Source organism: Seleniivibrio woodruffii (assembly GCF_004339245.1).
Taxonomy (GTDB): Bacteria; Chrysiogenota; Deferribacteres; order Deferribacterales; family Geovibrionaceae; genus Seleniivibrio; species Seleniivibrio woodruffii.
In genome coordinates this window covers 172958-187895 of record NZ_SMGG01000004.1, presented here as the reverse complement: position 1 = coordinate 187895, position 14938 = coordinate 172958, and the positions used below count along the sequence as shown (strand labels likewise).

13 protein-coding genes are annotated in these 14938 nt (G+C 49.4%); 3 read left to right on the top strand and 10 right to left on the bottom strand.

Annotation, left to right across the window (positions count from 1 at the left end; genetic code table 11):
- Positions 1–93 precede the first annotated feature (93 nt).
- The 10 genes from C8D98_RS06930 to C8D98_RS06880 all read right to left on the bottom strand — a co-directional run bounded on the left by C8D98_RS06930 (position 94) and on the right by C8D98_RS06880 (position 9724).
- Positions 94–1686, bottom strand: a complete 1593-nt coding sequence (locus tag C8D98_RS06930; protein WP_165871225.1) for a hypothetical protein — start codon at positions 1684–1686, stop codon at positions 94–96.
- 77 nt (positions 1687–1763) lie between these two features.
- Positions 1764–2237, bottom strand: a complete 474-nt coding sequence (greA, locus tag C8D98_RS06920) for a transcription elongation factor GreA (protein ID WP_132873308.1) — start codon at positions 2235–2237, stop codon at positions 1764–1766.
- Positions 2230–3714 carry an exodeoxyribonuclease VII large subunit gene (xseA, locus tag C8D98_RS06915; RefSeq protein ID WP_132873306.1) on the bottom strand — a complete coding sequence of 495 codons (1485 nt, stop codon included), beginning with the start codon at positions 3712–3714 and terminating at the stop codon, positions 2230–2232. Before xseA ends, greA begins: the two co-directional genes overlap by 8 nt.
- Positions 3711–4007 (bottom strand): FtsB family cell division protein, encoded by a 297-nt coding sequence (locus C8D98_RS06910; protein WP_132873304.1) that lies wholly within the window; start codon positions 4005–4007, stop codon positions 3711–3713. Before C8D98_RS06910 ends, xseA begins: the two co-directional genes overlap by 4 nt.
- Positions 3997–4587: a DUF4416 family protein gene (locus C8D98_RS06905; protein ID WP_132873302.1), complete on the bottom strand. Its 591-nt coding sequence runs from the start codon at positions 4585–4587 to the stop codon at positions 3997–3999. The genes C8D98_RS06910 and C8D98_RS06905 overlap by 11 nt, the downstream gene beginning before the upstream one ends.
- Positions 4587–4811 carry an RNA chaperone Hfq gene (gene hfq, locus C8D98_RS06900; RefSeq protein WP_132873300.1) on the bottom strand — a complete coding sequence of 75 codons (225 nt, stop codon included), beginning with the start codon at positions 4809–4811 and terminating at the stop codon, positions 4587–4589. The genes C8D98_RS06905 and hfq overlap by 1 nt, the downstream gene beginning before the upstream one ends.
- 78 nt (positions 4812–4889) lie before the next feature.
- Positions 4890–5795 carry a tRNA (adenosine(37)-N6)-dimethylallyltransferase MiaA gene (gene miaA, locus C8D98_RS06895; protein ID WP_132873298.1) on the bottom strand — a complete coding sequence of 302 codons (906 nt, stop codon included), beginning with the start codon at positions 5793–5795 and terminating at the stop codon, positions 4890–4892.
- Complete coding sequence (gene mutL / locus C8D98_RS06890) at positions 5792–7519, bottom strand: DNA mismatch repair endonuclease MutL (RefSeq protein ID WP_132873296.1); 1728 nt, start codon at positions 7517–7519, stop codon at positions 5792–5794. The genes miaA and mutL overlap by 4 nt, the downstream gene beginning before the upstream one ends.
- Before the next feature lie 2 nt (positions 7520–7521).
- Entirely contained in the window at positions 7522–8475 is a 954-nt protein-coding gene (locus C8D98_RS06885) for an acetyl-CoA carboxylase carboxyltransferase subunit alpha (RefSeq protein WP_132873294.1), read from the bottom strand.
- A gap of 406 nt (positions 8476–8881) precedes the next feature.
- On the bottom strand, positions 8882–9724 hold the full coding sequence (locus tag C8D98_RS06880; protein WP_132873292.1) for a DsbA family protein: 843 nt from the start codon (positions 9722–9724) through the stop codon (positions 8882–8884).
- A gap of 158 nt (positions 9725–9882) precedes the next feature.
- On the opposite strand from C8D98_RS06880, the gene ileS reads away from it, so the two are divergent.
- The 3 genes from ileS to purH are packed head-to-tail and all read left to right on the top strand — an operon-like array spanning position 9883 to position 14700.
- Positions 9883–12687 carry an isoleucine--tRNA ligase gene (ileS, locus tag C8D98_RS06875; protein ID WP_132873290.1) on the top strand — a complete coding sequence of 935 codons (2805 nt, stop codon included), beginning with the start codon at positions 9883–9885 and terminating at the stop codon, positions 12685–12687.
- Positions 12687–13172 carry a signal peptidase II gene (lspA, locus tag C8D98_RS06870; RefSeq protein ID WP_132873288.1) on the top strand — a complete coding sequence of 162 codons (486 nt, stop codon included), beginning with the start codon at positions 12687–12689 and terminating at the stop codon, positions 13170–13172. Before ileS ends, lspA begins: the two co-directional genes overlap by 1 nt.
- The gene (purH, locus tag C8D98_RS06865; RefSeq protein WP_132873926.1) at positions 13165–14700 is read left to right on the top strand and encodes a bifunctional phosphoribosylaminoimidazolecarboxamide formyltransferase/IMP cyclohydrolase; all 1536 of its coding nucleotides are present in this window, start codon (positions 13165–13167) and stop codon (positions 14698–14700) included. The genes lspA and purH overlap by 8 nt, the downstream gene beginning before the upstream one ends.
- The last annotated feature ends 238 nt before the right edge of the window (positions 14701–14938 follow it).

Sequence of the window (14938 nt, the reverse complement as noted above, 5' to 3'; positions counted from 1 at the left end):
CTAGTGTCATGATATTCCTCGCAAAGACGAATTTACGTCACTGCGAGGGCTTTAGCCCGTGGCAGTCTCATCACTCTGAAATATCAAACACACCTATATCCCGGTCTCCTCTATTTCAGGACTGACGTTCTTATACTGCGGCATTACCATACCAACGGTCGCATTGATGTAGGTCGGGTCGGCCACGGTGTATTTTTTGCCTTTGTATGTGAGAACCGCTCCTGTGGACTTATCGCCGAGGTCAACAGCAGTTGCGACGTGGTCGGGAAAGTTCAGCATGACCACATCCCTTTTAAGCAGTTTCTCCACCAGATAGGCAAACAGAACGCTTCTGTCCTCGCAGTCACTGTAGGGATAATAGATAACTTCCTGTGCAAAGAAGAATTTCTCTTTTCCGAACTGCTGATCGTCGGTTTTATAGTTAAACGCAGTCTGGACGAAGCGAAGAAGAATGTTAACCGCTTCATCGGTGCTCTTTCCGTCCACTATCTTTTCCAGTGACGGAAGAACAGTTTTATCCACCCACATCGGCACACCTGCTGAGGTATAAACCGCCAGATCGGTCTGCGGGAAAGCAGTGTAATAGGATATGTCATATTTGTTTGCCACGGCTTTGACCGTGTATTTTTCTTTGTTATATTCGAAGCTCAGGTCCCTGTCGAAGCGTGCAAAAGAGAGCTTGGGCTGTTTCATCCTCATAAAACTGACGGATTTCACAGCGTCGGGATAGTTTCCTTTGTAGGTATAGACAGGTTCTGACGAGGTGTTTTTCTTTTCCAGTGTGTCCACAACGTAGTATCGCTGGTTGTCGAAAGTGTAGAACGAAACTCCGTAGAGTCTTGTGTCCATTGGCATCATTATTCTGGTCTCACCGGATTTGGTGTAGCCCAGTTTGGTGCTGTATCCGCTCTTATTCAGGAAGAACCACGCTAGCATCTTCTGCTCGGTGGAATCGAACCTGAGTTTTGAGGTGAATCTGTCCACCATCATAACGTAGCCCCAGTCGCCCAGATCGTTCTTTTTTGCGGCTGACTGCATATAGGCCACTGATTTTTTATAGTCTGCGGCGGCAACGGTCTCCCACCATTTTGCGATATTATCCGATGAAAGTGGTTTCTGGACGTTGGCTTTCAGTCTTTTGTCATAGGGAATCTTAAGGGCAAGGCCGTAGAACGCCAGATCGACAACCTCTCCTTCATCCGCAGGGACAAAGAAGGGCTTCGGCTCAGGTATCTCTCCGGTGAAAGAGGGCTGAGGCTCTTTGGGTGCTATCGGTTCCTCTTTGGGTTTGGTGACGGGTTTCGGCTGTTCTTTCACAGGCTCTGGCTTCGGCTGCTCCTTAACAGGTTCAGGCTTTGGCTGTTCCTTAACGGGTTCGGGTTTCGGAACAGGCACAACAACGGGAGCGGGTGCAGGCTTAGGCACAATCTTTACAGGTTCAGGCTTTGTTTCCGGTTTCGCCACCGGCTGTTTCACAGGTTTCGGGTCTTCATAGGGCTTCTGAGGCTTCTGCCCTTTATATTCCTGCCACTGCTGTTTCAGAAAGTCCGAGAACTGCCTGTCGATTTCATCGACATAGGCCTTATACTGTCCCATGACAGACTTTTTATAGTCTTCAAAACTGTCTGCGCTGTAAGCTGAAAAAGTGAAAATAAGTGAAATGGTTAAAGCTGTAAACCCCTTCATATCCGTCTCCCTTGGTTTATATATTCAATAATACAACTTAGAGAGACGGGATACGAGGGAAAAGTAACATTTATCCGTTAATTAAAATGAACTTCGATGATTTCGTATTCGATATCGCCGCCGGGAGCCTGAACTATAACGTCATCTCCGGCCTTTTTGTTCACCAGCGCACGGGCGAGGGGCGACATGATCGATACGGTTCCTTTTGAGATATTCGCCTCGTCTGGACCGACGATCTTATATTTTTTCTTTTCGGATGTTTCAACATTTTCAATTACGACAGTTGCTCCGAAAACGATCTTCTCGCCTGAAAGTGAAGACGTATCTATGACCTGAAATCTGCCCATCTTGCTTTCCAGTTCGGCAATGCGGGCTTCTATCATACCCTGACGCTCTTTGGCGGCATCGTATTCGGCATTTTCACTGAGGTCGCCATGGCTTCTGGCCTCTTCGATTGCCAGCACGATCTCTTTCCTGTCCACAGACTTAAGCCGCTCCAACTCTTTTTTAAGCGTTGCATACCCTTCAGTAGTGATCGGGATCCTATCCATCCTTTTCCTCCGAGACTTTCCTACCGGTTACGAAGCTGTTAATATACCCGTCCTTGAGTCTTATTTCAAGCTCATCTTGAAGAGTGACGTCAAAAACGCTTTTAACTGCTCTTTTGTTCAGACTCACACGGGCATAGCCCTTTTCCAGCAGATTGTCCGGATTAAGAGCCGCCAGCTTTGCCATAAGCGGTTCAAGTCTTGCTTTGTTTTCCGCCGTTCTCTTTTCGGCCGATGTGACCAAACGGTCGTTAAGCCTTTCAACGGCGTTCATGTATCTTTCTGCCCTGCGCATAGGCGAGAGCACGGAAATCCTCGCATTCAGCCTGTCGGCTCTGGCCGACGACTGTGAGACATTCTTAAGTGTCTGCTCCCGCATAACAGACAAAAGACCGTCCAGTTTCCTGCGGTCTTTCTCGGTCCTTGCGGATGGCGACAATGACTGTAGTATACCAGTCATTTCTGATAAATGTGTACCTTTTTGTCTTATAATCTCTCTGAAGTCAGAAAAAAGCGATTTTTCCAGAAACGCCAGTCTCTGCCTGTCTCTGTTTATTCTGTGCGAAGGCGATGAAGCAATGACCGAAGCCTGAAGCATATCAAGCCTTTGCACCTGCTGATAGAATCTGTTGAGCACCAGTTCGCTGATGCGTTTTTTATGGTTCTCAATATCCCTGACAGAGCTGACATAACCCGCAGAAAGCTGAGCTGCCGCCGCCGTGGGTGTTGCCACACGGAGATCCGCCGCAAAGTCGCATATGGAAAAATCCCTTTCGTGGCCGATTGCGCTGACAGTGGGAACGGCACAGGCCGAAAGTGCTCTGGCCACAGCCTCTTCGTTGAAAACCGCCAGATCCTCCAGCGAACCTCCGCCACGCATAAGCACCAGAACGTCATACCTTCCGGTCATTGCGCCTGCGGTGTTCAGAGCCTTTACAATGGGTGCGATTGCGTCCTTGCCCTGCACAGGCACAGACCACACATCCACAGCGAAAACCCCGCCCATATTCTTCATCGTCACCAGAAAATCCTTTATGGCCGCCCCTGTGGCAGATGTAACCACAGCCGCCCTCTTCGGCAGCATGGGGATCGGCCTTTTGCGCTCCTCGTCAAAAAGCCCTTCGGCCTCCAGCTTGCGCTTAACCTCTTCAAACAGCTTCCAGAAAAGCCCCACCGAGTCATAGTCCATCCGCTTCACCAGAAGCTGATAGTTTCCGCCCGCCTCATACACAGTCAGTTCGCCGATGGCCTCGACACTGTCGCCGTTCTTGGGATTGTAGTCCCGCATTGTTGCGGCGGAACCCTTGAACATGACGCATTTTATCTGGGACTTTTCGTCCTTCAGAACAAAATACAGGTGTCCGGCGGGAGAAACGGAAAAACTGGATATCTCGCCTTTAACGGCTATGTTGTCTTTGAAAGTACCCTCAAGGAGCTGTTTGACAGTCCTTGTAAGTTCCGTGACGGTGAACTTGTTCATTTGGGTTTGTCAGACTTCTTTTTGGCACTGTCTTCTATTATGTATAGGTCTTCGTCCGTTTTTTTCATATTAAGGTCTTTTTTGATGAGCATTTCGAGGTATTCCTTGTCTTTGCGCACCAGATTCAGCTCATCATTGAGCTGTTTAACCTTTTTTTCGGTCTCCGCAATCCGTGTTTCATAAGACGCACGGATAGCCGCCAGCTCCCTGTATTTCAGGATGCCGTTGTGTCCGAAGACCATGTAAAATATAAGAACGCCGATAATTATTATAAAAACTATATTAGTCTTCATTGAAACGCCTGTCAGGCTGAACCTTTTCCTGAATTATACCACAGGTTGAAGGCATGCCCACACGTTCTTCCAGAATTTTTCTGGCTTTTTCGAAAAAGCCCAGAACCGAATCAAACTGGTAATCCTGAAACGTCCACTCAAGGGGTATGTATTTCCCTTTTCTGCGGTAAAGCTGCAGATCGCCGTATATGTTGTCACGCAGGTAGATCCTGTGGGTAAAGTTCTTTGTGCTGGCGGCAACGACCTTTTCCATGGCAACATAGCCTGGGTCGATGTTTATCACCCGCTTTCCGTTAACAGCCGCCCTGTCCTCAATATTCACGGCATGAATCTTGTAGTCCGGCAGATTGTCCGGATGCTCCACAAGCTCATACAGCGCAAAATATTTGGCAAGGTTTGCGCCCATCTCTGGCTCATAGTATGACGTATGAGAAAAGTCGAATTCAGCCGACTTGACAATAGGTTCACCGAAAATTGGCAGCGCAGTCTCATCAGGATTCTTCACATAGTCCTTGTTGTAAAGAATCGCATTGAAGTATATGACCTTTCCGGTCTGTCTGAAGCCGCCGCCTGTGACCATCAGTTCATTTCAAGTTCGAGGATTTCCTCAGAGGGTTCTATCGTGGAGATAGCGTGTTTGTAGATCATTTTCTGAGATTCGTCTTTCATAATAATCACAAAGTTGTCGAACCCCTTGATAACGCCTTCGATTTTGACACCGTTGACGAGGTATACGGTCATAGGTATACGCTTTTTTCTGAGGTGGTTCAGAAACACATCTTGAATATTGATTTTTTTGCTCATTAAGAGCCCCCTAACAACACAATAATAAGAAATTCGTACAGACAATATACAGCAGTTTAGCCAAACTGCATTTCTATTTCAAGTGAAAATACTTTCAGTCAGTATTTTTATGATATCCGGATCACCCATATCGATGTGAACGGTCTCGTCCATATGGCGAAACCACGTCTGTTGACGTTTTGCGAAGTTTCGTGTGGCGGTCTGAATCCGCTCGATGCAGGAGTTCACATCCCTCCCCTCTCTGATGCATGCGGCAATCTCCCTGTAGCCTATCGCCTTGAAGGAGTCCATGGATTCGTCATAGCCCATATCCAGAAGTTTTTTGACTTCGGCGGGCCAGCCTGTTCTGAACATCTCAAGCACACGCAGATTTATCCTGTCGTAAATCTTCTGCCTGTCACCGCCTATCACAAATATATTGTATTTATATGCAGGATTGCGGTGATATTTCTTCTGGGCTTCCTTAACGTTCATTCCAAGCTGACGGTTCAGTTCCAGTCCGCGGATTATGCGTGTTCTGTCCGCAGGCTTGACGTTGGCGGCAAACTCCGGATCAATGTCGGTGAGTTCCCCATGCAGAGCCTCGTATCCTTTGACTTCGGCGTCCGCTTCCAACTCGGCTCTTAAGCCCTTGTCCCTGTCGGGAGCGTCAAAAATGCCTTTCTGAAGGGATTCTATATACATTCCCGTTCCGCCCGCTATCACGGGTATCTTGCCCCTTGAGAGCACGTCGGCGATTATCCGCTCCGCCTGTTCAAAGAAGATACCTGCCGAGTAGGTCTCGTCAGGGTTCATGACGTCTATGAGGTGGTGGGGTACGGACTCAAGCTCCTCACGGGAGGCCTTGGCAGTGCCTATGTCCATGTGTCTGTAGACCTGATATGCATCGGCACTGATGATCTCTATGGGGTGGTCTTTGGCAAGCCCCAGAACGGCGGCTGTTTTGCCGGATGCCGTGGGACCTGTTACGACGGGTATTCTCATCTGTCAAATTTCCTGAACAGCCATGCCCTGTCCATTTTGAACACTATGGGACGTCCGTGGGGGCATGTGTAGGGATTTGATGTGCGGAAAAGGTCGTCCACTATCTTGCGCATCTCGTGCATCTCCAGCTTCTGCCCCGCCTTGACGGCATTCTTGCAGCTCATGACTATAACACGGTAGTCCACACTGCTGTCCTTGCGGTGCTCAATCATATCCGCCAGAATCTCCCGAACCTCTTTTCCGATGTCACGGTTCAGAACGTCCGAAGGCACACGGCTTATCTTAAGGCTTGTTCCGCCGAAAGGCTCAATGTCGTATCCGAAGGCGGAGAGGACTTCCGCTCCTGTCTCAATTATGTCCGCCTCATCCTCTGTAACGTCTATCAGGATAGGTTCGTACAGAACAATGGAAGGCACGGAGACTGTCTTTTCCTCAAGGTATTTTTCATAAAGCACCCGCTCGTGGGCAACGTGCTGATCTATGAAAAACGCCTCTTCGCCCTTTTCGCACACTATCACAGTGTCGAAAAGCTGACCTGCGACACGCACCCTTGCCTCTTCGGGCACATCAGGGATTCTGACGGCATCCTCGGCACGGGGCGTATAATGCACGGTCTCAAGCTCTTTTGCCATGTCGAAACTGCGCACTGCATCTTTGGTGTATGTTTTTTCGTTATATTTTGATTCGTAAACGGTTACGGGCTTATAAACCGGTTCGGGGGCACGCATCTGCTCGCCTGTCTCTCTGCCCGCATCTTCCAGAATCATTTTGACGGAGTTGTGGACAAAGCTGAAAATCTCTCTGGAATCAAGCAGTTTCACAACGGATTTCGTGGGATGCACGTTCACATCCACCTTTTCCGGATCGATTTGCAGTGAGATCGCAGCGGCGGGGAATTTTCCTTCGGGAATCAGCCTGTGATAGGCTGTGACCACCGCCTGAGTGAGTGAAGCATCCTTCACCACACGGCCGTTTATGCCGATTATTATCATATCCTTGCGAAATTTATGCACCGAAGGCAGCGTTACGGCGGCCTTTACGCTCATGTCTTCAAATTCGTTCTCTCCGGTGACAACGTCCGTCTCCTGAAAGACCTTCTTCGCACGTTTGCACATGTCTTCGGTCTTGTCGGCGGAGTAGACACGCTTGCCGTTGATATCAAGCTCCACAGCAATGTGGGGGTTGATAACGGAGAACTGCCGCACAAAACGGGCTATCTCCTTTTCTTCGGTCTGATAGTTTTTGAAAAATTTCAGACGGGCAGGAACGTTGGCAAAAAGGGCTTTCGCCTCAACCCTCGTCCCCTCCTGCATTGGCGCAGGGAGAATGTCGGACTTTTCGCCGTATCTGATGCGCAGTTCTGCGCCTATGTAGCCTTTGCGGAATGAGCGGATGGTGAAGTCGGATACGGAGGATATTGCCGCCAGTGCCTCGCCACGGAATCCGAAGGTCGACACACGGTAGACATCGTCCGCCGTTGATATTTTGCTGGTGGCAAAGCGTTCCACAGCCAGCGGGAGGTCATCGGGAATGATGCCTTTTCCGTTGTCTGTAACGCTAACAAGACCGACCCCGCCGTTCTCCACAACCACGGACAGCCTGTCCGCACCTGCATCGGCAGAGTTCTCCATCAGCTCTTTTATGACGTTGTATGGACGCTCAACGACTTCGCCGGCGGCAACCTTGTTGGCCACATCCTCGCAAAGTCTTCTGATTTCGTTCATAACTACTCGGCGAAAACGCCCATGTTGCGGAACTTCTGATATCTGTCCTCGAACAGCTGTTCGGGGGTCATTTTTTTCAGTTCCTCAAGGTTTCTGACTATGAAATCCTTAACCTTGACCGCTGTTGCGGGATGGTTTCTGTGGGCACCGCCCATGGGTTCTTCGATTATCTCATCGATGATGTTCAGCTCTTTCAGGTCTTTGGAGGTGAGCTTGAGAGCTTCCGCCGCACGGCCTGCATAGGATGCGTCCTTCCAGAGGATGGATGCGCAGCCTTCGGGGCTGATAACAGCGTAAACAGAGTGCTCAAGCATGCCCACACGGTTGCCCATTGCAATTGCAAGCGCACCGCCGGAACCGCCTTCGCCTGCGATAACGGTTATCATGGGTACTTTTATTTCAGCCATGACCATAAGGCTTTTGGCGATAGCCTCGGCCTGTCCCCTCTCCTCTGCACCGATTCCGGGATATGCTCCGGGGGTGTCTACAAAGGTGATCACTGGGCGCTTGAACCTGTCGGCCATCTCAAAAAGTCTCTGAGACTTTCTGTAGCCTTCGGGGTTAACCATGCCGAAGTTTCTGTGAATGTTCTCTTTTGTGTTGCGTCCTTTCTGGTGTCCGATAACCATCACGGGTTCGCCGTTCAGCTTCGCCATTCCGCAAATGAGAGCGGGATCGTCACGAAACTGTCTGTCGCCGTGAAGCTCTGTGAAATCGGTAAAGATGTTCTGAATGTAATCCAGTGTGTAGGGTCTGTCGGGGTGGCGAGCCACCATGACCTTCTGCTGTGGAGTAAGACGCTTATATATGTTTGCTCTGACTTTTGCCAGTTTGTCCTCAAGACTTGCGATCTCTTTGTTCATCTGATCGCCGTTCAGTCCGGGGAGGTTGCGAAGCTCGTCGAGCTGTGCTTCTATCTCGACTATGGGAGCTTCAAAATCAAGAACGGTTGCCATTGTTCACCTCATGACTTTCATTGGTTGTGCATCATAACTTTTAAGCGGGGCAATATCAAGAAATAAAATATAAGATATTAGTGGAGAGGGGGAAAACTATTCTTTCCTGTCATCGCGAACCATTTACGGGTGAAGCGATCTTCCAACTCCGGATTGTCGATAAACCTGAGTTCGTTGAGAGCTAAACATGGAAGACTGCCACGGGCTTTCAGCCCTCGCAGTGACGTGAAGTAGAAAATTGGTGTTTAGAACCGAGCAGTTCAAGGCGGAAGGCAAAAAATATGCGCAGTGTACGAAAACGAAGGTACATGAGCAATATTTTTTGGATTCCAACGAAAAAATGCGAAGTGTTATAAACGCCAACAGTAAAAACAAAAGAGCCCGCCAAAAGGCGGGCTCGAAGTTACTATTTCATGTCCTTGATGGCCATTCCATACATATCAGGATTAAACCCGCCAACACCCTTTCCGTTGAAGAAAATGTGAGGAGTTCCGGTTATTCCGAGAGATGCGGCATATTTAGCCTGCGCATCGATCTTGGCGGCAACTTCCTTAGAGTTGGCCACGGATTTGAATTTCGCAGGGTTGCCGGATTTTGCGGCGAACATGTCGATTATCTGAGCATCTGTTTTGGAATCAGTCGCCTGATCCGTTGCATAAAGATCATCGGAGAAATCTTTGCCTACAGCGAGTCCGGCCTCAAAAACTTTTGCATAAACAACAGCTTTGGGGTGGATCGCCAGAGGCAGGGAGATCATGTATACGGCGGCGTCAGTTTTTGACTGAGCGAGCATGCCTTTCAGGATCTCGTGAGCCTTGCGGCAGTAGGGACACTGGAAGTCGCTGACGACAACGATGGTGTTCTTGGCACCCTTTTTGCCATCGAACAGTGTGGCCTTGGAGAGGTCTATATTGGTTTTGGGAGTTGCCTCGTAAACCAGAGAATCTTTTATGCTTACGTTGTTGGCGGAAGATACTATCTCGGGGATTATGTATTTGCCGTCAGTAAACATATACTGTTCCTGACTCCTTTTGTTCTTGGTGTCCGTGATTGAAATTTTGATGAAATACAGGCCGGCGGGTTCGTTCAGTTTTTTGACAACTGTAACCGTGGGCACAAGGTTTGTGAGCTTCTGGCTTCTGAAGAAATTCTTCATATTGCTTTCAAGGTCGTTCTTGATATCGGCGGCGAAAGCGTTCAGAGACAGAGCCAGTAAAAGGACTGTCAATACAGCCGTGATTCTTTTCATTTTTTCCTCCGAAATGGAATGCAGGGAATATACACCCGCAGAATAAGACAGAGCAACACATTTTTTAGTTCATTTGTTCCATCTATGCTTGATTAATAATATATTTGGTGTTAAAAATTGCCTTCAATTCTTTCTTTCGAATCTCAAGGAGTTTTTTGATGGATTACAAAGATACCCTGAATCTCCCCCAGACCGATTTTCCCATGAAAGCCAGCCTCACAGTTAAAGAACCTGAAAGGCTGAAAAAATGGGCGGATGAGAAGGCATATGAGAAAATGCTGGCTTCAAGGGACAGAAACAACCCCTACATACTCCACGACGGCCCCCCCTATGCAAACGGTGAGATCCACATCGGCCACGCTCTGAACAAGATTCTGAAAGATATTATCGTTAAAATGAAATCCTTCGAAGGATACTATACTCCCTACGTTCCCGGCTGGGACTGCCACGGCCTGCCCATCGAACTTCAGGTGGACAAGAAGCTGGGCAGCAAAAAGCACGAGATGTCCAAATCCGAGATACGCAAGGAGTGCCGCAAATACGCCGACAGGTTCATCGACCTCCAGAGACAGGGCTTCATCCGTCTGGGCGGTTTCGGCGACTGGTACAATCCTTATATTACTATGGACTATAAATACGAGGCAAAAACCCTTCAGGAGCTTTACCGTTTCTTCGACAACGGCGGAGTCTTCAAAGGTCTTAAGCCCGTTTACTGGTGTACGTCCTGCGTAACGGCTCTTGCCGAGGCGGAGGTTGAGTACGACAACCACACGTCAACGTCAGTTTTCGTAAAATTCCCCATGCAGAACCAGTCCAAAGGCAAGTTCGGTCTTGCTGACGGCGACAAAGTATCAGCGGTTATCTGGACAACTACTCCCTGGACGCTCCCTGCGAACCTCGGAATCTGCGCCAACGCCGATATCGAATACTCCATAATCAAGGTCACAGACACCTGCAACAAGAACCTCTCTGCGGGTGAATATCTTATAGTTGCTACCGACCTTGTGAACTCTCTGAACGAGACATTCCACATCCACGGATTTGAAACATATAAAGTGTTCAAAGGTGCAGAGCTTGAATACGTTGAGTTCAAGCACGCATTCTATGACAGACTGTCCCTTGGAACTCTTGGCGACCACGTCACCCTTGATGCCGGTACGGGACTGGTACACACAGCCCCCGGCCACGGTCAGGAGGACTACGAGGTCGGTCTGCGCTACGGACTTGAAATTCTGAACCCCGTGGACGACAGAGGATGCTACAAGCGCAACGTTGAGATATTCGCAGAGCAGAGCATATACAAAGCGGGCAAATTAATCGTTGAAATGATGGACGAGCAGGGAAGCCTCCTTCAGAGCGGTGAGATAAACCACTCATATCCCCACTGCTGGAGATGCAAACACCCCGTTATCTTCCGTGCAACACCCCAGTGGTTCATCGGCATGGAAAACAACGACCTCCGCAAAAAGACCCTTTCCGAGATAAAAAAGGTGCGCTGGACACCCGCATGGGGTGAAAACCGCATCACAGCAATGATAGAAAATCGTCCTGACTGGTGTATCTCACGCCAGAGAACATGGGGCGTGCCCATTGCCGTTTTCCTCTGTGAGGACTGCGACAGCGTGGTTATAAACAAACAGATTCAGGAGCGTGTACTTGATGCATTCCGTGAGGAGGGAGCTGACGCATGGTTCGACCATGACAACTCGGCATTCATACCCGAGGGAACAAAATGTCCCGGCTGCGGCGGCACACACTTCAAAAAAGAGACGGACATCCTTGACGTATGGTTCGATTCAGGCACATCACACTCGGCAGTTCTCGAAGAGAGGGGCGAGCTTTCATGGCCTGCGGATATGTATCTTGAGGGTTCCGACCAGCACAGAGGCTGGTTCCACAGCTCGATCCTTGAGAGTGTCGGCACAAGGGGCATCGCACCCTATAAAGAGGTGCTGACCCACGGATTCGTTGTTGACGGCAAAGGACGCAAAATGTCCAAGTCTGTGGGCAACGTTGTATCCCCCAGCGAAATAATCAACAAATACGGCGCAGAAGTTCTGAGACTCTGGGTTTCCGCAGAGGACTACTCCGAAGACATCAGAATCTCTGACGACATCATAAACCGTCTGGTTGAATCCTACAGAAAAATACGCAACACAGCACGCTATCTGCTGGGCAACCTGTACGACTTCAACCCCGACACCGACATGGTGGAATTTAAAGAGATGCTCGACCTCGACCGCTTCGCCCTTGCCAGATGGCAGTCGGTGAAGAAACGTATATTCGAAGCATACGACAGATATCAGCTCCACGTCTTCTACCACTCGTTCCTGAACTTCTGCATAAACGACCTGTCCTCCTTCTATCTTGATATCCTGAAGGACAGACTCTATGCCTACAAACCCGCATCCCGTGAAAGACGCTCCGCTCAGACCGCAATGTACATCATCCTTAAAGAGATGTCCGTGGTGATGGCTCCGGTGCTGTCGTTCACAGCTGACGAGATATACGAATACATGCCCGCATCATCCTCCAAAAAGGAGAACATCTTCATGGAGCTGTTCGCTCCGGCGGAAGACTATGACGATGCGGAAAATATCGCCAAGTGGACCAAAATTCTTGAAGTGCGCAAAGAGGCTACCAAAGCACTTGAAGTGGCGAGAGCCGCCAAGATAATCGGTCATCCGCTGGACGCAGATATTGTGATAGGCGTGGACGATGACACTAAGAAATTCCTCGTTGCAGACGAAGGCATCGAAAGAATATTCATAGTGTCCGAGGTCAGCTTTGCAGACCCCGCCGCAATGACCGACTGCCATGTTTCCGAGGACGGAAAGGTGAAAGTGAAGGTTATTCCTTCCGAAAACGGCAAATGCGAAAGATGCTGGACAAAATCGTCCACCATCGGACACGACGCAAGCCACCCCACCCTTTGCAAAAGATGTGCAGAGGCACTGGCATAATGAAAAAATTAATGCTGGCAATGGCCGCAGCCATAGTTGTTCTGGATCAGGTGACCAAAGCGTACATCGTTAAAAACTTTATGCTCCATGAAGGCCGCCCCGTCATAGACGGCTTTTTCGACATAACCTATGTGCTGAACCCCGGTGCGGCGTTCGGCTTTCTGGGAACCCTGAACGAGGCCTACAGAAAGCTGTTCTTCATAGCCGTGACTATTCTGGCAATAGCATGCGTCACTTACCTGCTGGTCAAAGAAAAAGAGATGAAACTGAGACTTTTTTCATATACTCTTGTGTTGGCGGGCGCAGTGGGCAACTTCATCGACAGGCTCTTTGTGGGCAAAGTTGTGGACTTTCTGCTGTTTTATTACAAACACTGGCAGTGGCCGGCGTTCAATGTCGCGGATATTGCAATATCCACCGGTATCGGACTTCTGCTGCTGGACTATATATTCATAAAGAGGAGCACCAATGAGAATAATGCCTAAAACCGCTCTCATCAGCGTTTCCGACAAGAGCGGCATCGTAGACTTTGCAAAGGGTCTCAAAAAACACGGCGTAAAGATCATTTCCACGGGAGGAACCGCAAAACTGCTCGCAGACAGCGGTGTGGAAATTATCGAGATTTCAGAATTTACCGGATTTCCCGAAATGCTGGACGGCAGAGTGAAAACACTGCACCCCAGAGTTCACGGCGGTATCCTGAACATCCGTGACAACGCAAACCATCAGGCGACAATGAAAGAGTACGATCTGGAAGACATCGACATGGTGGTTGTGAACCTCTATCCTTTCGAAGCCACAGTGGCAAAAGGCGCAGAACACGATGAAGTTGTGGAAAACATCGACATCGGCGGCCCCTCAATGATCCGCTCCGCAGCGAAAAACCACAAGTTTGTTGCAGTTGTTGTGGACAACAACGACTTCGGCAGAATCCTTTCCGAAATGGACAACGGCGGCACGGAGCTTGACACCCGTGTTGACCTTGCCAGAAAAGCATACTCGCACACAGGCGTTTATGACTCCATAATCGCTTCATACTTCAATAAAAAACTCGGTGTTAAATTCCCCGAAGAGATAGCTATCCCCGCACGCAAGAAACAGCCAATGCGCTACGGCGAAAACCCCCATCAGGATTCCGCCTTCTACGTTAAGCCCCTTGTGAACGAAGTCAGCGTTGCCACAGGCAAACAGCTTCAGGGTAAAGAGCTCTCCTTCAACAACATAGTGGACATCCACGCCACGCTTGAACTTGTGAAAGAGTTCAAAGAACCCGCCGTAGCCATCATCAAGCACACAAACCCCTGCGGCTGTGCAACAGGCGACAACATCTATGACGCATACCTGAAAGCCCTTGAGTGCGACCCTGTGTCCGCTTTCGGCGGCATCGTGGGCGTCAACCGTGAGGTGGACAAACAGCTTGCGGAGAAACTGGGCGAACTCTTCCTCGAAGTTGTTCTGGCTCCCTCTTTCTCAGACGAGGCAAAGGCTGTTTTCGAAGCCAAAAAGAACCTCAGACTCATCGAACTGGGCGATATCTACGGTCAGCGTGACCTTGAGCTTGATATCAAAAACGTTACAGGCGGCATCCTGCTTCAGGATCGTGACCTTCACGAGATCGAAGACATCAGAAGCCTTCCCGTGCCCACCAAAAGAAAGCCCACAGACTTCGAATACAAGGCGATGGACTTCGCCTGGAAAGTGGCGAAACACGTTAAATCCAACGCCATCGTTTACACTACCGACGACCGCACCATCGGCGTGGGCGCAGGCCAGATGAGCCGTGTGGATTCCTCCAAAATAGCCGCAAGCAAGGCCAGAGCAGAGCTGAAAGGCACTGTTATGTCCTCCGATGCGTTCTTCCCCTTCAGAGACAGTATCGACGAAGCGGCAGGAAGAGGCATCACTGCGATAATCTCTCCCGGAGGATCGATCAGGGATGAGGAAGTTATCAAAGCCGCAGACGAACACGGCATCGCCATGGTGTTCACCGGCGTGAGACACTTCAAGCACTAAGAATTTGATAATGAGACTGCCACAGCCCTCAAGGGCTTCGCAGTGACGTAACTTTTGGCGTCATTGCGAGGAGCGCAGCGACGCGGCAATCTCATCAAAATTTAATGGAAATCCCCATTAGTCCCCCTTTGTAAAAGGGGGAGATAAAAACCTCCCTCCTTTGCCAAAGGAGTGTCGGGGTGGATTTTCTTATAGAATTAATGAATTTTTCAAAAAAATCCTCGCATACGAACCTAAT